General features: G+C 37.6%; 16 protein-coding genes. 11 read left to right on the top strand and 5 right to left on the bottom strand.

The features are described 5' to 3' along the window. Positions 1 to 18 precede the first annotated feature (18 nt). The 9 genes from DD829_RS14855 to DD829_RS14815 all read left to right on the top strand — a co-directional run bounded on the left by DD829_RS14855 (position 19) and on the right by DD829_RS14815 (position 10,932). On the top strand, positions 19 to 1,017 hold the full coding sequence (locus DD829_RS14855) for a 2Fe-2S iron-sulfur cluster-binding protein (protein WP_087705825.1): 999 nt from the start codon (positions 19 to 21) through the stop codon (positions 1,015 to 1,017). A 179-nt stretch (positions 1,018 to 1,196) separates the two neighbouring features. Beyond that, complete coding sequence (gene nuoH / locus DD829_RS14850; protein WP_108410066.1) at positions 1,197 to 2,261, top strand: NADH-quinone oxidoreductase subunit NuoH; 1,065 nt, start codon at positions 1,197 to 1,199, stop codon at positions 2,259 to 2,261. 91 nt (positions 2,262 to 2,352) lie between these two features. Next, the gene (locus DD829_RS14845; protein WP_108410067.1) at positions 2,353 to 2,910 is read left to right on the top strand and encodes a NuoI/complex I 23 kDa subunit family protein; all 558 of its coding nucleotides are present in this window, start codon (positions 2,353 to 2,355) and stop codon (positions 2,908 to 2,910) included. Then, positions 2,910 to 3,407: an NADH-quinone oxidoreductase subunit J gene (locus tag DD829_RS14840; protein ID WP_076393029.1), complete on the top strand. Its 498-nt coding sequence runs from the start codon at positions 2,910 to 2,912 to the stop codon at positions 3,405 to 3,407. The genes DD829_RS14845 and DD829_RS14840 overlap by 1 nt, the downstream gene beginning before the upstream one ends. 4 nt (positions 3,408 to 3,411) lie before the next feature. Continuing rightward, entirely contained in the window at positions 3,412 to 3,741 is a 330-nt protein-coding gene (nuoK, locus tag DD829_RS14835; protein ID WP_108410068.1) for an NADH-quinone oxidoreductase subunit NuoK, read from the top strand. 2 nt (positions 3,742 to 3,743) lie between these two features. After that, entirely contained in the window at positions 3,744 to 5,657 is a 1,914-nt protein-coding gene (gene nuoL / locus DD829_RS14830; RefSeq protein ID WP_076393031.1) for an NADH-quinone oxidoreductase subunit L, read from the top strand. Next, complete coding sequence (locus DD829_RS14825; RefSeq protein ID WP_108410069.1) at positions 5,657 to 7,150, top strand: NuoM family protein; 1,494 nt, start codon at positions 5,657 to 5,659, stop codon at positions 7,148 to 7,150. The genes nuoL and DD829_RS14825 overlap by 1 nt, the downstream gene beginning before the upstream one ends. Before the next feature lie 16 nt (positions 7,151 to 7,166). Beyond that, on the top strand, positions 7,167 to 8,552 hold the full coding sequence (locus tag DD829_RS14820) for an NADH-quinone oxidoreductase subunit N (protein WP_076393035.1): 1,386 nt from the start codon (positions 7,167 to 7,169) through the stop codon (positions 8,550 to 8,552). Between the two features lie 76 nt (positions 8,553 to 8,628). Beyond that, on the top strand, positions 8,629 to 10,932 hold the full coding sequence (locus tag DD829_RS14815) for a GAF domain-containing protein (RefSeq protein ID WP_108410070.1): 2,304 nt from the start codon (positions 8,629 to 8,631) through the stop codon (positions 10,930 to 10,932). A gap of 47 nt (positions 10,933 to 10,979) precedes the next feature. Here DD829_RS14815 and DD829_RS14810 read toward each other — a convergent pair whose 3' ends face one another. Further along, a complete protein-coding gene (locus DD829_RS14810; protein ID WP_108410071.1) occupies positions 10,980 to 12,152 on the bottom strand; it encodes a Pycsar system effector family protein in 1,173 nt (390 codons plus the stop codon). Between the two features lie 26 nt (positions 12,153 to 12,178). On the opposite strand from DD829_RS14810, the gene DD829_RS14805 reads away from it, so the two are divergent. Beyond that, positions 12,179 to 15,895, top strand: a complete 3,717-nt coding sequence (locus DD829_RS14805) for a metallophosphoesterase (protein ID WP_108410072.1) — start codon at positions 12,179 to 12,181, stop codon at positions 15,893 to 15,895. Between the two features lie 568 nt (positions 15,896 to 16,463). Here the strand turns inward: DD829_RS14805 and DD829_RS14800 are convergent. The 4 genes from DD829_RS14800 to DD829_RS14785 form a co-directional block, all read right to left on the bottom strand. Then, positions 16,464 to 17,336: a hypothetical protein gene (locus tag DD829_RS14800; RefSeq protein ID WP_108410073.1), complete on the bottom strand. Its 873-nt coding sequence runs from the start codon at positions 17,334 to 17,336 to the stop codon at positions 16,464 to 16,466. 2 nt (positions 17,337 to 17,338) lie between these two features. Then, the gene (locus tag DD829_RS14795; protein WP_108410074.1) at positions 17,339 to 18,418 is read right to left on the bottom strand and encodes an FUSC family protein; all 1,080 of its coding nucleotides are present in this window, start codon (positions 18,416 to 18,418) and stop codon (positions 17,339 to 17,341) included. Further along, complete coding sequence (gene mazG / locus DD829_RS14790; protein ID WP_108410075.1) at positions 18,419 to 19,186, bottom strand: nucleoside triphosphate pyrophosphohydrolase; 768 nt, start codon at positions 19,184 to 19,186, stop codon at positions 18,419 to 18,421. It abuts the gene before it with no gap. 402 nt (positions 19,187 to 19,588) lie between these two features. Then, complete coding sequence (locus DD829_RS14785) at positions 19,589 to 20,122, bottom strand: hypothetical protein (protein ID WP_108410076.1); 534 nt, start codon at positions 20,120 to 20,122, stop codon at positions 19,589 to 19,591. Positions 20,123 to 21,346: 1,224 nt separating this feature from the next. Here DD829_RS14785 and DD829_RS14780 point away from each other — a divergent pair. After that, positions 21,347 to 21,694, top strand: a complete 348-nt coding sequence (locus DD829_RS14780) for a helix-turn-helix domain-containing protein (protein ID WP_116547885.1) — start codon at positions 21,347 to 21,349, stop codon at positions 21,692 to 21,694. Positions 21,695 to 21,963: the final 269 nt, after the last annotated feature.

The following is a 21,963-nucleotide window of genomic DNA, read 5'->3' as shown; positions in this document are numbered from 1 at the left end:
AAGCGAAAAGCATAGAATATGAGCGAAGAGGTTAAAAAATTCAAAATAACGATAGACGGACAGACTACTGAAGTTTTGCCGGGTACTTCTATTCTGGAAGCTGCAAGACAAATCGGCGGAAAATCTGTACCTCCTGCAATGTGCTACTACAGCAAACTGGAAACCAGTGGCGGAAGATGCAGAACCTGCCTTGTGGAAGTTTCCAAAGGATCTGAAGCAGATCCGCGTCCTATGCCGAAATTGGTGGCAAGCTGCAGAACCAACGTAATGGACGGGATGGAAGTAAAAAATCTTACTTCTGAAAAAGCTCAGGAAGGTAGAAAAGCAGTTACGGAATTCCTTTTGGTAAACCATCCGTTAGACTGCCCTATCTGTGATCAGGCGGGAGAATGTCACCTTCAGGATTTAGGTTACGAACACGGAAATCTTGAAACCAGAACGGAATTCGAAAGAAATACATACGAAGCAGACGATCTGGGTCCTCACATCAAACTGAATATGAACCGTTGTATTCTTTGTGCAAGATGTGTATTGGCTGCTAATCAGTTAACCGGAGAAAGAGAACACGGAATTTTGTTCAGAGGAGATCACGCTGAAATTTCAACTTATTTAAATAAAGCTTTGGATAATGATTTCATCGGAAACGTAATCGACGTTTGTCCGGTAGGAGCATTAACCGACAGAACAGCACGTTTTTCAAGCAGAGTATGGTTTACAAAACCGATGAACGCTACCTGCAAATGCGATAAATGTTCCGGAAAAGCCGTAGTCTGGATGAAAGGCGATGAAATCGTGAGAGTTACTGCAAGAAAAGACCAGTGGGGAGAAGTTGAAGAATTTATCTGCGACACCTGCCGTTTCGACAGAAAAGAACTTTCTGACTGGAACATTGAAGGTCCGAGACATATCGACAGACACTCAGTAATTTCACTGAACCACTACGAAAAGCCTAAAGATGAACTGAGAGTTTTAGACAATCCGATGGCAAAGGAAATCAGTGAAAAAGACGAAAAATAATAAGTTGGATGTCTGAAGATGGAAGATGGAGGTTTGTACCCGTAAAATATTCCGCTTCTGCTTTTAACTTTAAAATCGTTAAAAAATAAAATAAATTGGTAATGTGATGAAGAGTTGATGCCACGATGTGACAAACTTCCAGCTCCCAGCTCCCATCTTCAAAACATTTAAAATAAAAAATGGATTTACTTACATTTAAACTTATACTTGTATTTGCGCTTTTCCTGCTTTCGTTAACGATTGCAGCCTACTCTACCTGGGCAGAAAGAAAAGTTGCTTCTATTATGCAGGACAGAATTGGTCCCAACAGATCAGGACCTTTCGGATTGCTTCAGCCTTTAGCCGACGGTGGAAAGTTTTTCTTTAAAGAAGATTTTACCCCTGCGAATGCAGAAAAATTCCTTTTCGTACTGGGGCCGGCTTTGGTGATGTTTATATCATTAATCACAGGAGCAGTTATTCCCTGGGGTAAAAGTTTAAATATTGCAGGTACGTCTTATGATCTTCAGGTGGCAAATATCGATGTCGGAGTATTATTCATCATCGGAATGGCTTCCATCGGAGTGTACGGAATTATGATCGGAGGTTGGGCTTCCAACAACAAATATTCATTATTAGGTGCGATCCGTGCTTCTTCTCAGATGATTTCTTATGAATTGGCAATGGGATTGGCTTTGCTTTCTATCATTATGATGACGGGAAGTTTAGATTTAAAAGAAATTACAGAAAGCCAGACAAACGGAAAACTGTGGGGATTCATTCCTTGGGGTTCTGGTATGAACTGGAATATTTTCTACCAGCCAATTGCTTTCTTAGTATTCTTCGTAGCAGCTTTAGCAGAAACAAACAGACACCCTTTCGATTTGCCTGAGTGTGAATCTGAATTGGTAACAGGATATTCTACGGAGTATTCTTCCATGAAATTGGGATTGTATATGTTCGGTGAATACGTGAATATGTTTATTTCGAATGCTTTCATGGTTGTTCTGTTCTTCGGAGGTTACAATTATCCCGGAATTGAATGGGTTACTCAGAACTGGGGAGAAAATACAGCCGGAATTTTTAGTATTGTGGCGTTTTTAATTAAAACTATCATCGGAATTCTGATCTTCATGTGGATCAGATGGACACTTCCGAGATTCAGATATGACCAATTAATGCACTTAGGATGGAAAACTTTAATTCCAATGGCATTGGTTAACCTGCTGGTTACAGGAGCTGTAATTTTAGCATTTGGAAATTAATTAATTTGAAAATGAGCTGATGTGAAAATGTGATGATGCGACCAACTTCCATCTCCCGGCTTCCATCTTCTAACATTTAATAATAAAAAAAATGAAACTTACGAACAGATCAAAAGTTGTTTCTAACAAAGAAATGACCCTTGCTGAAAAAATCTACTTACCTGCGATTTTTACAGGAATGGGGATTACATTTAAGCATGCTGTAAGAACCGTTATGAAAGGTGCTCCCGCAGTATACTCGTATCCGGAAGTACAGAAACCAAGAGCAGAAATCTGGAGAGGTCAGCACGTTTTGAAAAGAGACGAGGAAGGCAGGGAAAGATGTACGGCTTGCGGACTTTGTGCGGTGGCATGTCCTGCAGAAGCAATTACCATGACTGCTGCAGAGAGAACCAAGGAAGAAAAGCATCTTTACAGAGAAGAAAAATATGCTTCAGTATATGAAATCAATATGCTGAGATGTATTTTCTGCGGTATGTGTGAAGAAGCCTGTCCGAAATCTGCGATCTATCTTACCGACAGATTGGTGGACGTGGAAACCAACAGAGGTTCTTTCATTTACGGAAAAGATAAATTGGTGGAAAAAATAAATGAAAGGATTGACATCACAGAAAGACAATCCGAGAAACAAAAAAATGCGGTAAAATAATGGATCAGTTTTTATTTTTCTTGGTGGCGTTTTTAGCAGTGGCAAGTGCGGTTTACTTCGTTTTTGCAAGAAATCCTCTGTATGCTGTTTTGTCATTAATTGTTACAATGTTCTCTATTGCGGGCATGTACATCCTTCTGAATGCACAGTTCCTTGCGATTATCCAGATTATTGTGTATGCCGGAGCGATCATGGTATTGTTCCTTTACATTCTGATGATGCTTAACCTTAATAAACAAGACGAAAGTAAGAAGGGCAATACTTTAAAATTTGCTGGAGTTTTTACAGCAGGACTTTTGTTAATTGGAGTTTTAGGCGTTTTCAGAGGTGTTCAGCAAAATCAGATCGTTGTTGAAAATGTAGACAACGGAGTTGGTCTGACGAAAAATCTGGGAAGACTTTTGTTTAATGAATATGTTTTGCCGTTTGAGCTTGCATCCATCCTTATTTTGGCAGGTATTGTAGGTGCGGTATTAATCGGTAAAAAAGATCTATAAAATTATGGGAGAAGTAAATACATTTATACAAAGCGTCCCTGTGAATTATTTCATTATACTTTCATCAGTACTGTTCTGTTTGGGAGTTTTGGGAGTATTACTGAGAAAAAACGCGATTGTTATTTTGGGTTGTGTAGAGCTTATGCTGAATTCTGTAAACCTTTTACTGGCTGCGTTTTCTGCATACAAAGGTAACGGCGACGGACAACTTTTAGTTTTCTTCATTATGGTGGTTGCTGCTGCGGAAGTAGCGGTAGGTCTGGCAATTATTGCTATGCTGTATAGAAATACCCGTTCTGTTGATGTAAGTATATTTAATAAATTAAGAGGATAAGAATGGAAAATTTAGTGTATGCAATAATACTTTTACCACTTTTAGGTTTTCTTATAAACGGACTTTTCGGAAAAAATCTTCCAAAAATAGTTGTCGGTAGTTTGGCTACAGCAATGGTTTTTGCATCTTTCTGCATCGCAGTAAGTATTTTCATGAATTTTGATTCTGAAAGCCAGCCTGTCATTGTAAAAGCTTTTGAATGGTTCAGAGTAAACGGAGTTCAGATTAATTTCGGATTCCAGATCGATCAGTTATCATTAATGATGGTGATGATCATCACAGGGATCGGATCTTTAATTCACCTCTACTCTATCGGATATATGAGCCACGATAAAGGTTTCTATAAGTTTTTCACTTATCTGAATCTGTTTATCTTCTCTATGTTACTATTGGTAATGGGAAGCAATTACTTAATCCTGTTCATAGGATGGGAAGGTGTAGGATTGTGCTCTTACTTGCTGATCGGATTCTGGTACACCAACGAAGAGTATGGTAAAGCGGCAAGAAAAGCGTTCATCATGAACAGAATTGGTGATCTTGCTTTATTAATAGGTATTTTCATGTTAGCTTCACAGACAAATGCTGTAGATTATTTAACAATTAAAGAAAATGCAGGAAAATTTGAATTGGACGGAACGGTAATCATTTTCATTACAACGAGTTTATTTATCGGTGCTACCGGTAAGTCTGCTCAGGTTCCATTATATACATGGTTGCCGGATGCGATGGCGGGACCTACTCCGGTTTCAGCGTTAATTCACGCAGCTACCATGGTAACGGCAGGTATTTATTTAGTGGTAAGATCCAACTTCTTATTCACTTTGGCACCAACCGTTCAGGGAGTAATTTTATTCATCGGATTCTTAACGGCAGCTTTAGCTGGATTCTACGCACTTCGTCAGAACGATATTAAAAAAGTACTGGCGTATTCTACCGTTTCTCAGCTAGGATTCATGTTCATCGCTTTAGGTCTTGGAGCTTATACAACAGCGATGTTCCACGTAATGACACACGCTTTCTTCAAGGCATTATTGTTCTTGGGAGCAGGATCTGTAATCCATGCGATGAGCAACGAACAGGATATGCGTTTCATGGGAGGTCTGAAAAAATACATCCCGATCACACACGCTACATTCCTTATCGGAACATTGGCAATCTCAGGATTCCCTTTATTATCAGGGATGATTTCCAAAGACGAAATTTTAGTGGCAGCTTTTGCTAAAAATCCGGTATACTGGGTAATTTTATTTGTTTTAGCGGCTGTTACGGCTACTTATATGTTTAGATTGTATTATCTTACTTTCCACGGAGAGTTCAGAGGTACTGAAGAACAAAAACACCACTTACACGAAAGCCCTTCGAATATGACATTACCATTGATCGTACTGGCTGTTCTTTCTGTTTTGGGTGGATTAATTAACCTTCCTCACTTCATCGGTCACGGTCATTATGCCAAATTAATGGAATGGCTGAAGCCTGTTCTTACCGAGGAAAGCTTTAAACAAATGGAAGCAACTCTTTCGGGAGTTCCGTTTGGGACTGAAATGATACTTTTAGGAGCAACAGTAGTAATGTTCTTCTGCGTTTGGTTCCTTGTTAAAAATACTTATGTGAATAAGAAAAAACAGGCGTTACCGGAACAGCAGTATACAGGATGGGAAAAACTGTCTGCTAAAAAATTATACATTGACGAAATTTACAATGCATTAATTGTAAAAACTGTTGAAGGATTAGGACGCGGAGGAAAGATGTTTGATAAAGGTATTCTTGATCGTTTTGTGGACTTCGTAGGTGAAGGAGCTGAAGACAGCGGAAAAGCCATGAAGCGTATCCAGAACGGAAATGTTGAGAATTACATCTTAATCATGTCTTTGGCTGTGGGAATTATACTGATTGTTAACTTTATATTACAATAATGTCTGGTTTATTATTAACACTATTACTATTACCTCTGGTAGGTTCGGGATTAGTTTTTGCATGGAAAGATAAATCCAGCAAATATTTGGCACTGGGAATTGCTTTGATTCAGATGCTTGTAACGTTTTATATCGTATCGGATTTTAATTTTGGATTAACGGTAGATAGTACATTACAACACGAGATCAATTACCCTTGGTCACAATTTATTAAGAGTAAAATTCACTTCGGTATCGATGGGATGAGTTTACTTCTTTTATTGTTAACCAATATTCTGGCGCCCATCATTATTTTATCTTCATTTAATGAAAATGTAAGCTACAGAAATACATTCTATGGTTTAATTCTGCTAATGCAGTTCGGTCTTGTAGGAGTTTTCACTTCGCTGGACGGTTTGCTGTTCTACATTTTCTGGGAAGTTACTTTGATTCCGATCTGGTTTATTGCCGGAATCTGGGGTCAGGAAAATAAAAGATTTGAATTCACTACGAAATTCTTCGTTTATACCTTCGTTGGATCATTATTCATGTTAGCAGGATTGATTTATGTATACAATCACTCTGCATCTTTTGCGCTGACAGATTTATATAATGCCCAGTTAAACGAAACACAACAAACCGTTGTATTCTGGTTTATCTTCTTTGCTTTCGCAGTGAAATTGCCGGTTTTCCCTTTCCACACGTGGCAGCCGGATACGTATACCTATTCGCCAACACAAGGTTCGATGCTTTTATCAGGGATCATGCTGAAAATGGCGATCTACGGAGTTATGCGTTATTTATTACCAATCACTCCCCTTCCGATTGCAGGAATTTCAGGACAGATTGTGATTATCTTAGCTATTGTGGGAATTGTTCACGGAGCTTTAATCGCGATCATCCAGACTGATATGAAAAGAATTATTGCATATTCTTCTTTCTCTCACGTTGGATTAATGGTGGCTGGTATTTTTGCTTCAGCCGTAATAACCTTAAGAGGAAACTTCAATATCGAAGGGGCTGAAGGAGCTTTGGTACAGACTTTTGCTCACGGTATTAACGTTGTAGGTTTGTTCTACTGCTGCGATATTTTATACAAGAGATTTAAATCAAGAGACATCAGACAGATGGGAGGTTTGGCGAAAGTTGCTCCTAAGTTTGCCGTATTGTTCTTGATCATTATATTAGGTTCAATGGGAGTTCCGTTGACCAATGGATTCATCGGGGAATTTATCCTGTTGAAATCGGTGTACGATTTTAACGGATTGGCAGCAGTAATTGCAGGTCTTACCGTAATCCTTTGTGCTGTCTATTTATTGAGATTCTACGGAAAAGCAATGTTCGGACAGGGTGATGAAGCTGTTTTAAGCACAGTAAAAGATCTTTCTGCAGTAGAATTCTCTGTATTGGCAAGTTTAGCGGTTTTTGTGATTGTATTTGGTATTTTCCCACAACCGATAATCGAAATGGTGAATAGTTCGTTGAAGTTTATCTACCAATCAATGGTAAGCTAATTTGATATTTTAAGAAATGAGTGTTTTAATTATTGTTTTCCTAACGGCAGTTGTTGCGTTATTTTCAGGAGTTTTTGAACAAGGGAAATTCGCAAGATACATTGGGATTTTGGGATTAATCATCGCATTATGGGTAAGTTTCATGCCGGAATGTGCTTTCTTCGGACAGTACAAGCATATGTATGACTACACCGCCAATACTGCGCTATTCACAAAAATATCAATCGTAACGACATTATTGTTATTCTTTCTGGGCGGTTTTGCATTCAGCAACCACAGAAGCCACCAGTCTGAACTGTATGCTTTAATGCTTTTCGCTCTTTGTGGCGGGATTATCCTTTTCGGATATCAGAATATGGTTACGCTGTTCTTAGGAGTTGAAATCCTTTCTATTCCTTTATATGTAATGGCGGGAGCTAACAAAACAGATCTGAGATCAAACGAAGCTTCCATCAAGTATTTCCTGATGGGTGCATTCGCAACAGGTTTCCTGTTATTCGGGATCGCATTTATCTACGGAAGTGTAGGAAGTTTCGATTTATATAAAATTCAGGACTTCGGAGTTTCAAACCCGAAAGATGTGATGTTCATCTTAGGCGTTCTTCTGATTCTTTGCGCATTGGCATTTAAAGTTGCTTTAGCACCTTTCCATATGTGGAGTCCGGATGTTTATTACGGAGCGCCTTCATTAATCACGGCTTTCATGGCAAGTGTAGTAAAAATCTCAGGATTTTTCGCACTATTCAGATTAATGACGATAGGATTTGGCGGAGTTACAGAAAACTGGATTAATGTTTTCGGAGTATTCTTAATCATCACATTGCTTTTGGCAAACGTTATGGGATTGGCTCAGACAAATGCGAAAAGAATGTTGGCATACTCTTCAGTTTCTCACGCAGGATACATCGGTTTGGTATTCTTCGGAATGACAAGTCTTTCTACTTATAATCTGGCGTTCTATTTATTTGCATACGCTTTGGCTACAGTAGGAGTTTTCATGTGTCTGATTTATGTTGAAAAACTGAAAAGAGAAACCTCTTTCGGAGCGTTCAAAGGATTGGCAAAAACAGAACCTTTATTGGCAACTACTGCATCAGTTTCCATGCTTTCAATGGCAGGAATTCCTTTAACAGCAGGTTTCATGGGGAAATTCTCTTTATTTTCTCAGGCGATGAATTCTCAGCACGGAGTTTTCCTTGTTTTGATCGCTGTTTTAGGTTCAGCCGTTTCCATTGCTTATTATTTAAGACTTATTATTTCTATGTTTTTCTTCAAAGAAAGTACATTTAAATCTTCAGAAAAAGTAACGATCACATACAACATCGTAGGAGTATTTGTTATTGCTTCAATCGTTGTTCTGGGAGTTTTCCCGGATCTGTTTGCAAGACTGTTCGGATTATAAAAAATCTTATTAAAATAGAGAACCACAACCTTTAAGTTGTGGTTTTTTTTTACCTTTACTCTAAATTTCAGTTTTTGTGTCACAGCTATATAAAAAAGACACTCCATTTCAGGTTTTTATTTCGTTCAAAAAGTATTTGGATGTGTTGGAACACATTCGGTACAACGACCGTCTGGAATACCGCGCCAATTATGCTGAATCTCTAATTGAGAAAACAAAAAATTTCAGCGAATTCCGCGAGGGATTTCAGGAAGTATCTTTTCTGGAAAAAAACGAAGACCTCATCAAGCTTTTGCTTGCAGACCTCTTCCCTACCGGACTTACAAACAACGAAATAAAAGCGGCAAGCGTTCCGGTTTCCAATATCACTTTTAATTATACAGACCGTTTTAAAGCCATCTTAAAAGATGCGGGAAAAGACTTTGAAATCGAGATGCGTGATATTGATGACGATGAATTTTATGTGTTCTGCTGCTGTCTTATTTTACAGAGCTATTTTAAAAAAGACATCAAAAGTACCATTCCTTTTTATTATGACATTCCCAATGCACAGGGAATTATGAAGCACTATAAAATTACGGTGAATGCAGATTTCACGGAAATCTATCCGGCTGAAGGAACAAAAATACCTTCGGATGAAACTCTGGATATTTTGCTGGAAAACTTAGACGATTTTAAGCTCTGGAGAAAATATTTTCCATCGGAATCATGGATCTTAAAAGGTTTTACTATTATTTCTCTGGTGGACTGCACTACAGAAATAGCCCTGTCTGATCTGAAATCTACCATGATTGAAGTAGATACTGAAAATTTCTCGCAGGATAAAAACCTTATTGAAATATTTAAATCTTACTTTGATATTGCAGAGCTGAATTTTGGTCTGATGCTTTACAATAAGAAAGAACAGCGGCTGGAAAAAATGCCGGTGTATGAAAATATTTTCACCAACCATATTCTGAACTTCTGGATCAATGCCATAGACGAAAACACCCGGAAAAGTACAATCATCAATCTGCATTACAATCCGAAGCCTATTGTGATCTCAAACCTCAACCATCTTGATGAAGAGGCGAAAGCAAAACCTTCGTTCAGTATTTTAAAGGAAAATAACATCAACAGCTTTATGGTTATTCCGATTGTGAAAGACAATGAGCTTTTGGCTATTATGGAATTTACCTCCCCCATTCCGAACAGTTTCAACGGTCTGAAACTGAAAAAAATGGAATCATTCAGCAACATGATTATTTTCTCGCTGAGCCGATTCAGTTTTGAAAAAAATTATCAGATCGAGGCGATCATTCAGCGTGAATATACAACGATTCACGACAGCGTGGTCTGGAAATTCAGAAACGAAGCTGAAAAGTATTTTAATGCCTCTCTTGGTAAGAAAATGTATTCTCTAAAAGAGATTTCTTTTAAAAATCTGACGCCGCTTTTCGGATTTTCAGACATCCGTTCTTCTTCTGAAAAAAGATATAATCTGATGCTTGAAGACCTCAACCAGCAGATTGATGGTCTTCATGAGATTTTTAATCTAACCCATTCAGATTCGGAAAAGTTTTTACTGGCTTTAGATATTTTTGAAAATGAACTCAACAATGAAATAAAAGCTGATACCGAACAGCGATTCCAGCGATTGGTAAGGGAAGAAATTCATCCTTATCTTCAGGCTAAACTGGAAGTAAAATCCTCCAGCGAAGTAAAGGCAAAAATAAAAGATTATTTTGCACAGGTTTTTAGCCAGACCGATCTCTTTTACACCAACAGAAAAAGTCTGGATGATTCGATAACTTTGGTCAACAGAAAACTGGCGGATGTTCTGGATGAAGCACAGATACAGGCACAGCAGATCTTTCCGCACTATTACGAACGGTTTAAATCAGACGGGGTGGAGCATAATTTGTACACCGGACAAGACATTGCACCCGATCTTCATTACCATTCAAAAATTGTTAACAAACTTCGTTACTGGCAGCTAAAGACCATCTGCAATATGGAAATTGAATTCAGGAATTTCAAAAAAGATCTTCCGGTTTGTCTCGATATTGCCTCGCTGATTTTTGTGTATAACGAAAAAATAGATATCCGCTTCAGAATGGACGAAAAACGTTTTGATGTAGACGGAGCTTACAATTCCTACTATGAAATCATAAAAAAACGGCTCGATAAAGCGCACGTAAAAGATTCAGACGACAGAATTACCTGTCCCGGAAAAATAACCATCGTTTATTTCGGGATGGAAAACCAGAGAGAATATCTGGATTACATCAATAAGTTACAAAAGAAAGGAGTTCTCCAGAACGATATTGAATTCTTAAAAGTAGAAGATTTGCAGGGAATTACAGGACTTTTAGCACTAAGAGTTTCATTAGCACAATAAAAAAGCTCATCCGGTCGGGTGAGCTTCTTCATTTGTTTCGTATTTATCTAAAGACTTAAAAACGCATATCCGAAAGACAAAACAGAAATTACAATTCCTGCCATAAAAATCTTGTACGTAATAGATAAAAGCCTGTATTTTCTGTCTAAAACCTTTCCTAGGAAATACAAATCTTTCACCATAGAATCATAGATATAATCGCGGTCTTTGATGAGAACATTCATTGCATTCTGATAATCATCAAAAATCATCCTGTTGAAATTTCCGAAGAATAAAAGATTCACCTTTCTGTCGGCAACATCCTGTAAGCTGAATTTTGCTTTGGTTACATTCGGTTTTGTGGATAAGATCGCAAAAATGATGGTAAGAACCGCAGATAAAAGCAGGATAAAACTTGGAATAATCAAATGCGAATTCTTAGGCGTATCCAGCTTCGGAACCAGAACGGAAAGACAAACCGAGATGATGATCGCATTTACAGAAAGAAGAATATTCGCTTTGCTGTCGGCAATATCACTCAGCCTTGTATGATTGCTTAACGTAACTCTGAACAGCGTATCTACACTTCTGTCGGATTTCGGCTCTTTTTCTTTCGACTTTTTATTTTCAGAACTTTCTTTTTTATCCTCGTCTTTTTCCAACTTCTTTTCAATTTTTTTAATATTTTTCTCCTTCAGAGGCTGCCATTCTTTTTTCGCATACTCTGTGTAGAACTGATGCTTATTTTTTAGCATATCCAGATTTCCGGCATTCCATTCGTCATTAGAATAGCACCGTACATTCGTAAGCTCCCATTCTTTCCTCAAAGCATCGGAAATATCGTTATAATCGTGGCTTGCAAAATGGCTGCAGTCTGCATCTTTCACTATTTTTTCCAGAAGATTCTGCGGAACGTACGTTATTTTGGTTGCCAAAATAAGCTTCGAAACATCCTCGATATAGTTTTCCGGATAATTTTCCTGCTGCAGAAAATTTTTCATAATCTTTACACCTGCCTCTTCATGATTTTTGGCACACTCTATGTAACCAGTATCATGAAACCAAAGAGCCAGAATCACTTTTTCCTGATCTTCTTCAGAAAGAGGAGTGCTTCTGAGAATTTCTTCGGCCTTATTTACCGTGAAGGTAGTATGTATAAAATTATGATAAGAATATACTGAAGATAGTTTATCTTTGAATAAGGTTTCGACATAGTCTTTGGCTTTTTGTAAAATATTCATCATCGAAATTTTATTAATGTAAATTTATGAATTTATCCTTTAAAACTCATTTAAAAAATACTTCTCTGGTGATCAGAGTAGCATTGTCTGCCGGAGTTCTCTACTCCTGCGCAACATATAACGTAAAAAAGGGTAAAAACTTATCTGAAATTAAAAATTCTGATATAAAATCTGCCACCGATTTTAAAATATTTCTCGTAGGCGATGCCGGAAATGCAGACGAAACACAGGCTCAAAATACATTAAACCTCTTAAAAAGTCAGCTTGAAAAAGCCGACAGCAATTCGATGCTGATCTTTTTGGGCGATAATATCTATCCTTCCGGAATGCCAAAAGAATCTGATAAAAATTATCCACTGGCAAAACAGAAACTGGAAGATCAATTATCCATTGTAAAAAACTTTAAAGGCAAAACACTCGTTATTCCGGGAAATCATGACTGGTACAACGGATTGGATGGCTTAAAAGCGCAGGAAGAACTCGTAAAAAATTATTTAAACGATAAAAAAGCATTTCTTCCTAAAAATTCATGCCCGATTGATGATATTAATCTTACCAAGGACATCAAACTTATTGTGATCGACACGGAATGGGCTTTGGTCAACTGGAACAACTATCCGGGAATTAATAAAAACTGCGATATTAAAACGCGGGAAGATCTTTTCACAGAGTTTAAAGATTTAATTAATAAAAATCAGGACAAAAGAATTATCGTTGCGATGCATCACCCGATTATCAGCACCGGAACTCACGCAGGATACACCTCTGCAAAATCTCATCTTTTTCCGCTGAAAAGTAAAATTCCGGCTCCGGGAGTTGCCAGTCTCATCAATGTGGTAAGAAGTTCATCGGGAGCAAGTCCGGAAGATCTTAATAACCAGCATTATGCAGATTTAGCCAACAGAATAAAAAGCATTGTTCAGGAAAAGGAAAACATCATTTTTGTGTCGGGGCACGATCATAATTTACAGTATCACGAATTCAGAAACATCAGACAGATCGTTAGCGGAGCCGGTTCTAAAGTAGATCCTGCAACAATTGGCGAAAAAACAGATTTTTCTTACGGAGGAAGCGGTTTTGCGGTTTTGAATATCAGAAAAGATAAAAGCTCGGATGTAGAATATTTTTCAACAAAAAATAATACGCTGGAACAGCTTTCGCACATTCAGGTGATCGATCAGCCGAAAGAATTTGTTAATAATTATCCGAATTCTTTTCCTTCTGCGATAACCTCAACCATTTATCCTGAAAAATTAACGAAAAAAAGAAAATTTTATACGTGGCTTTGGGGAGAACATTACCGAAAATATTACGGAATGCCTATTGAAGCTCCGACTGCTAATATTTCAACGCTTGACGGTGGTTATACGCCATTTCGTGAAGGCGGCGGAAACCAGTCTAACAGTTTAAGACTGAAAGCACAGGACGGACAGGAATTTGTAATGAGAGGCGTTAAAAAAAGCGCAGTCCGTTTTCTGAACAATATGGCTTTTAAGAAAAGTACATTCGGGAACGAACTGAACAATACCTTTCCTGAGAAATTCCTCTTGGATTTTTATACGACCAATCATCCTTTTACGCCATTTGCGGTAGGAAATATGGCAGATAAGATTGATCTTTTCCACAGCAATCCACGATTGTTTTATATTCCTAAGCAAAAAGCTCTGGGAGAATACAATCTGAATTACGGGGACGAATTATACATGATCGAAGAACGTTTTTCTTCTGATCCGAAAACGCTGGCTTCGCTGGATAACGCAACAGATATTCTTTCCACAGATGATGTCCTGAAGAATTTTAATAAAAATTACAAATATTCCGTAGATAAAGAAACCTACATCAGAGCAAGAATTTTTGATATGCTGATCGGTGACTGGGACAGACATTCTGACCAATGGAAATGGGCGGAATACAAGGAAGGCGATAAGGTAATTTACAAACCGATTGCCAAAGACAGAGATCAGGCTTTCAGTAAATATGACGGAGCTGCTTTTAAAATCATTATGAATATTCCGGCAATCCGCCATATGAAAACCTTTAAAGATGATATTAAAAGTGTAAAATGGCTTGCTATGGAACCTTATCCTCTGGATCTGGTATTCCTGAAAAGTTCTACGCAGGAAGACTGGATTGCACAGGCGAAATACATACAGGAACATTTATCGGATAAAGATATTGATGAAACCTTTGCCAATCTTCCGAAAGAAGTTCAGGATGAAACCATTGCAGATATTCAGCGAAAACTGAAACTGAGAAAGACAAAATTAGCAATCTACGCTTCACAATATTATGAGGTACTGCAGGAAAAAGTTCCTCTTGCCGGAACGGTGAATCCTGATAAATTTGTGATTACAAAAACGGCAAACACCGTTAATGTAAAGCAATATAAATTAGACAAAAACAAAGAAAATCCGGAACTGGTTTTCGAAAAAACATATGACGATTCCAAAACGAAGGAACTGTGGATTTACGGATTGGAAGATGATGATATCTACGAAGTTTCCGGAGACGGAAGACCTAAAATGAATATCCGTCTTATCGGAGGATACAATCACGATACGTACAATGTTGCCAATGGAAGCAAAGTAAAGATCTACGATTTTAAATCGCAGAAAAACACGTACAATACAAACGGTGCGACAAAAAATATTTCAGACGATTACGACATCAATACTTACAACTACAAACATCCGAAATACAATTTTGTTGCAGGATATCCGAATGCAGATTACAATCCAGATGACGGAGTGATTCTCGGTGCGTTGGTTAATTACACGGTCAACAATTTTATCCGCTCTCCTTTTACCCAAAAGCACAGCCTGAAAGTTAATTATTATACGGCAACCGGAGGTTTTAATGCCTATTATAAAGGGATCTTTAAAAAAGCCATCGGAAGCTGGGATTTTAATCTTGATGCAGGATTTACCACACCGCGATTTGCCGAAAATTTCTTCGGATTATCCAATGAAAGTATTTACGATAAGAAAGCAGATGACAGAAGATTCAACAGGGCAAGAATTTCAAAGATCAATTTTGCACCTTCCGTTTCCAAAAAAAGCTGGACGAATGTTTTCAACCAGTTTCAGTTGACTTTTGAAAATAATAAAGTACAGCGAAACGGCGACCGTTTTGTAGATCTTTCACCCGATGTAAGACCTGAAGTTTTCGATAATCAGCAGTTTGCAGGAGGAAATTACACCTTCAGCTATAAAAATCTGGATAACAATGCTTTCCCGACCATGGGAATGGAATTTAAAGTAAATGCAGACTGGAAAACCAATCTTGCCGATACCAAAAGAAATTTTCTGATCTTGAAAGGAACGCTTTCCATAGATCACAGGTTAGACAGCCGCGGAAATTTTGTATTTGCCAACTCCAGCAACGGAATGTGGATCAACAATAACAATTTTGATTTTTATCAGGCTGCAGCCATCGGCGGAAACAACGGAATGAGAGCTTTCAGAAACGACCGCTTCTCAGGGAAATCCTATTTTACCAATAACTCGGAGATCCGTTGGGATTTCGGAAGGGTAAAAAACAATATTGTTCCGGCAAACATGGGTGTTTTACTGGGATATGATGTCGGAAGAGTGTGGAATGACAATGAGGACTCTAAAAAATGGCATCAGTCTGTAGGCGCAGGATTCTGGCTGAGTATTGTAGAAATGTTCTCCGCAAGACTGAATTATTTCTACGGAAGCGACGGAGGAAGAATTTCCGGAGGTGTGGGAATGACGTTTTAAAAATTATACAATCAAGATAAAAATCCGCAGAAAGTTTCTGCGGATTTTGTTATTAAAGTTTACAGTAAAATGCCAGAAAACTATTTGGAGTTTTATCTGTGTAGAAATCATATTAGGAATAGGTTCAGCGTCCCATAGGAACGCTATCTTTAGAACATTTATCGTATTACAGATATCAATCCTACGGATTGATTGATATATTAATTCTTATTTCTTCACAGATTCTGCTCCTAAAGGAGCAAAGATCTTTTACTTCATTATAATTTGAAAGATGCTTCGACAGGCTCAGCATGACATTCCTAATACTAACTGTTGTTTTATGGTTGTGTCAGACTGAGCCAGTCGAAGCCTTTGTGATAAAAAATTATTTAGATCCTTTCAGGATGACATCATTCTGCATAACATTCCTATACTAACTTTTAATTTGTAGCGGTGTCAGACTGAGCTTGTCGAAGTCTTTATGATAAAAACAGGCAATTAAAATATAGTGTTCATTATTGAAAATGCGTTGTTGAGATCCTTTCAGGATGACATCATTCTGCATGACGTTTTATCTGTCTAAATTCATTTATTTTAAACTAAATTGATACACATTTCCGCCTTCTTTCCCATCCTTTTCATCGGCGATAAGTAAAGTTTTATCATCAGCAAAAACAATGGCTTCTTTTTGAGAATTGTGGTTGAGTGAAACTTTTTCAATCTTGGTCTTGCTGAAATCATTTGCTGAAAAACCGGTGAGGATCTGGATATTTTTATGGTTCAGAAGAACAATTTTATCTTTCGTGCTGTTGATGGTTGCGGAAGTAATTGCCGCATCGCTGTATCCTCCGTCAAGTTTTAATTTCCCGATCAGTTTTGCTTCAAAATCTCCTGCTTTGTTAGGAACCTGAAAAACTAAAAAAGTGCCGTCGAAACCTTTGCTTCTGTTTTTTGTGAAAAGGTAGAAATTTCCATTCATCTCTACAAAAGCCTCACAATCGTATAGCCAGTTGGATTTCTTTGGAGGAAATTCCGTCTGTCCTTCGTAGTGAAATGTTGTGGCTTGGGTAACTTTTGCAGATTTTTGCGAGGCATCTTTTAAATCAACTTTTAAAATCGATAAATTCTGCCTGTCGTTTTCATTGTTTCCAAAGTCACCGATGTAGATATTTCCGGCTGCATCTTTCGTAATATCTTCCCAGTCGTGGTTTTCTGCATTTTCTACCAGAACATCACTCGTAAGGTTTCCTTTTCGGTCTACTCCGTAAATAACGTTTTTATTTCCCTGATCTTCAATTGCCCAGATGGTATTGCTATCCTGAGACAAAGTAATACCGGAAACTTCCTTTAGTTTTTTAGGCAAAGAAAATTCAACCTTCAGATCATCGGTTTTGGGAGCTTCCTGAGCTTTGGGATTACAGCTCAACAGTAAAAATGACGATAAAACGACGATGCGCAACATATTTATTTTTTTAATTTTTTAAACTGAAAATAAGAGAACCTTATATTTTTCTCTAATTTATTAATAATCTGCTGATGATGGAGGAAAAATCCTGCCGCCAAACCAATAAGACTTCCGATAATGGTATCCAATAATCTTGCCTTCATTAAAATTTCCACATCATGATGAATTTCACTTGCCGTTTCCGCCAGAAGAATCGTTAGAGGCGTGATGAAAACCACTGCAAAACCGTAGTTTCTTACAATTAACAATTCAATAATAAACTGTAAAACGGTGATGATAACGATCATGATGATCTTTTCGGGATTAAACAAAAGAATCACCCATGCCAAACCAATTCCGATGAAAGTTCCCAGAATTCTGTGCATATTTCTCTGTCGGACGTGCTCAAAATTCCTTCCCTGCATAATAGCGACTGCCGCGATGGAAATCCAGTAAGTGTTTTTAAATTCCAGAAGATGACCAATGATTAAAGTAAGCGCCATAAAAAATCCGATGATGGAGCTTTCTACAAATTTTGTATATCTTCTTTTGTTGAAACTTCTTCTCGGTACGGTTACCACTTTGCTTTTTTCAATAAAAACGGAGTACAGAAAAGCAAAGGAACAGGAAAGTATTGCTCCCATTGCAACCAGCCCTACTCTTGTGGGGATCATTTCCAGATCAAACTTATAGGTACTCGCCATTGCTGCGACCATGATGAAGAAAAAATTTCCCGGCGGCGGAATTTTAAAATACGAGGAAATAAAATGCGCCAGAAAAGAAATAACGGCAACCGACAGCGCGGCAAAATAAATATTAAACCCGAAAAAAGAACTTACCGTAAAGGAAAAAACAATTCCGAAAGCACAAATTGCGAGATGAATCATTCTCTGTGTAATCGGCGCCGAAGTAAAATATAAAATCGTTAAAGCGCCCAAACTCGAAAGCGCACCGTAATTCGGTTTTCCTAAAAAATATCCGATGAAAAGACAGCTTCCGATGCACAGCGCGGCAAGAAAAGGAAAATGCCATTTCCTTTCCGTCTGCTTAAACTCCAAGAGATACTGAAATCTGTTCTGCGTCGGGTTCTGTACCTTCATTTACTGTAAACGTTTAGCTTTTTCCCACAAAACATCCATTTCTTCCAGAGACAGATCGGCAAGATTCAGCTTCTGTTCCGAAGCTAAAACTTCCATTTTCTGAAACCTTGAAATGAATTTAAGATTGGTTCTCTCGAGTGCAGAATCGGGATTGATTCCTGAAATCCGGGCATAATTGATTAATGAGAAAAATACATCGCCCAATTCCTGCTCTTTTTTATCCAGATCTGTTTCCGCATGAAATTCCTGAATTTCTTCATCCACTTTTTTCCACGCATCTTCCGCATCATGAAATTCGAAACCGATTCCTTTTACCTTATCCTGAATTCTGTAGGCTTTTACCAAACTCGGCAGACTTTTCGGAACGCCGCCCAGAATAGATTTATTTCCTTCTTTCAGTTTCAGTTTTTCCCAGTTCTGTTTTACTTCCTCTTCGTCTTTCACTTCCGTGTCTCCGTAAATGTGAGGATGGCGGAAAATTAATTTTTCGTTTAAAGAATTAATGACATTCGCAATATCGAAACTGCCTTTTTCAGAGCCTATTTTGGCATAGAAAACCAGATGAAGCAGCACATCTCCCAACTCCTTTTTTATTTCCTGCAGATCATTCTGCAAAATAGCATCCGAAAGTTCGTAGGTTTCTTCCAACGTTAAATGGCGGAGCGATTCCAGCGTCTGTTTCTGATCCCACGGACATTTTTCGCGCAGATCGTCCATAATGTCTAATAATCTTCCGAAAGCTTCCAGTTTTTCCTGTTTGGTATTCATAATTGAGAATTCAAGTCTTACAAATTTACGGGAAATCTTTGTGAAAGTTCTTCTGTCCTGAAATAAATGAGGGTTGTCGTTGGCTTCGGCTCCGCTCAGCCAACGGTTTTACTCGTTTCGTTGTGATTTTGAGTATTATTTTACAAACCATCATAGTTGGCTGAGCGGAGCCGAAGCCAACGGTTTTACTCGTTCCATTTTGATTTTCGGCTTTATTTTACAAACCACCATAGTTGGCTGAGCGGAGCCGAAGCCAACGGTTTTGCTCATCCCATTATGATTTGGAGTTTATTTTACAGACTATTATAGTTGGCTGAGCGAAGTCGAAGCCAACATTACAATTCATTACATTTTGCGGTTGGCTTCGGCTCCGCTCAGCCAACCGACTACGCTCAGCCAACCTTATCCCTTCATCTTTTTATGGCAGTTTTCCAGAATCAGCGGGGCGGCTTCCAGTAATTTTATGAGTTGGAAGTAAGGAATGATGATCTTCTTTTCCGTGTCACAACTGAAATTTCCTAATGAGAAATAAGCTGTTGCCGACAGAAAATCATCGAAATCCTGCAAAGTGCAGACTGTAAAAGCGTTCTGAAATGCGCGTAACGGATTCCTGTGTTCTTTTTCTGAAAGGCTTATTGCTGTTTTGGGAAAACTGACTTCCGTTGAGTTTTTAAACTTCCCTTTTTTAGCTTTTTTCGTGATCTGATGAGAGACGAGAATGAATGACCGTAACGATTGGTACAAATAGAAAATTTCGGCAGGTTCTTTTGCGATTCGGGTGTTTTTCTGTACTGAAGATTGTACCATTTCATTGAGGGTTTCTTTCGTCGCAGCAAGATCATTGAACTGGAAAAAGGTTTCCAGTAAACCTATGGCGGTATGTTTTCTCGTTCCTGACCAGAATTTGGCTTCGAAATTTGTTTTTTTCTTTTTCATGAGTCTTTTTTTTGGTTATCGTTTTTATAAATTTTAACAGGTTGGATTTTAATAGGTTGGATTTTCGCAAAGGCGCGAAGTTGTTTTAAAATAGTATGCTTTAAGGCGCAAGGATTTTATCTGCGATAAAATTAAACATCAACATTATAAAAGAAAATCAAAGATTTTCTCCCTGCGTCTTGAAAGAATAGGACTTTTATCAAACCTTGCGCCTTAGCGTTTTTCCAATATTTATATAGATTCTTATTTTTAAATTTAACTTAATAGCTATAACCATCGCAAAGGCGCAAAATATTCATTAAATACAGTCTTATTTTAAGGCGCAAGGATTTTATCTGCGATAAAATTCATCATCAATCCTTTATCGAAAATCTTTGATTTTCTTGCGCCTTAAAGATTGGAGATGAATAAAAAAACTTTGCGCCTTAGCGTTTTTCCAACAAGAATATTTTATTGACTGATCCCTTTTACTAATAAAGGCTTTCCTTCGTCAGGCTCAGGATAAACTAAGCTCAGCCTGACAATGTTAAAATATTGCGGTTAGTATTCGAGAGGTCACCCTGAGCTTGTCGAAGGGACACTATTAGAAAACCGCTTACTCATCGTTATTTTCCAATATTAATTGAAAGGATAGGTCAATATTCTTATTTAAAAAAAGCTTAAACAAGCTCTTTAAAAAATTCTAAAATCCGTTTATTCTGATGGCAAAAGTTTGCCAAATGGAACAACAGCGCTTCCCGATCTGTGGCAAAGAAACCTTCTGCATTTTTTAAATTCCTTTCGGGATGAAAATAATTTGGAAAATTAAAAGAAAGCCAGTACTTTTAAGGGTGATTTTTAGCGTACTTCGGCTTTCCTTTAGGCGTAAAGGAATTTCGAAGGGTAAAGGTTTTTGGGTAAAACTGTACTCCGACTTCCTGCGTTTGCGGGCAGTCTCGGTGTAGCGCTGTTGTTGGTTTTGCAGCAGAACTCCGTTTATTCGGGAGGTACTGAAAACTGCAGGGTTGAGATCTTCTTTTTCATCATCTGTGTATTTTGAAAATTTGTACCTGAAACCTATCCAAAGACCGCATTTTTACCGACGAAAAAGTGCTGAACTTTTTGTTGTCGGCTCGGAATGCGTCTTTTCAATCGGTCTTTCGAGGCTTTTGCTAATTCGCTGATACAAATGTATAAAATAATTTTTAAAACACCCAACATATTGGGTTATTTTTTTAAACAAATATGGAAAATATATTTTCTTTCGAAACTACCGGATTTGATTTTGAATTTATAAATCATGTAAGAAAAATCCGTACAACTAAGAAACTAAGCGCAGAACAGCTAAGTTTAAAAATGGGTGTAGCAAAAAGTTTCGTAAATAATGTAGAATCCTATACTCAGCGTCATAAATATTCAACCCGCCATATTTCATTACTGGCAAAAGCATTCGGCTACAAAAATATTTCCGAACTCATGGACTTCCCCACTCCACAACACGACCGAATTAAAGTAACCGTGAAGCAGGTTTACAACGAAACCGGAACAAAGGTGATGGAAAGTGAAGTGTTGGGAATTGAGGGGATTGAATAGAAAATACTATAGAATATAATTTTAGATAATCATCAATTAATATTTTATTACTTATGTTACCATAGTAAAATATTTTTTAAAAAATTAAATATTAAAAGAGATTATTTTGGTATTCAATATTCTACTAAATTTAATTTTTTTTTACTTTTAAATAAAAAATTAAGGGAATAAATAAAAAAATTTAATATTATTGGTAATAATATTTAATAAACTAATAACAATATGAAACTAAAAACATTCAATATTAATAAACTATATGGCTACAGAGA

Origin of the sequence: Chryseobacterium sp. HMWF035, assembly GCF_003094695.1 — a bacterium.
GTDB classification, from domain to species: domain Bacteria; phylum Bacteroidota; class Bacteroidia; order Flavobacteriales; family Weeksellaceae; genus Chryseobacterium; species Chryseobacterium gambrini.
The sequence above is the reverse complement of the archived record's forward strand: the minus strand, read 5'-3'. Positions and strand labels throughout refer to the sequence as shown.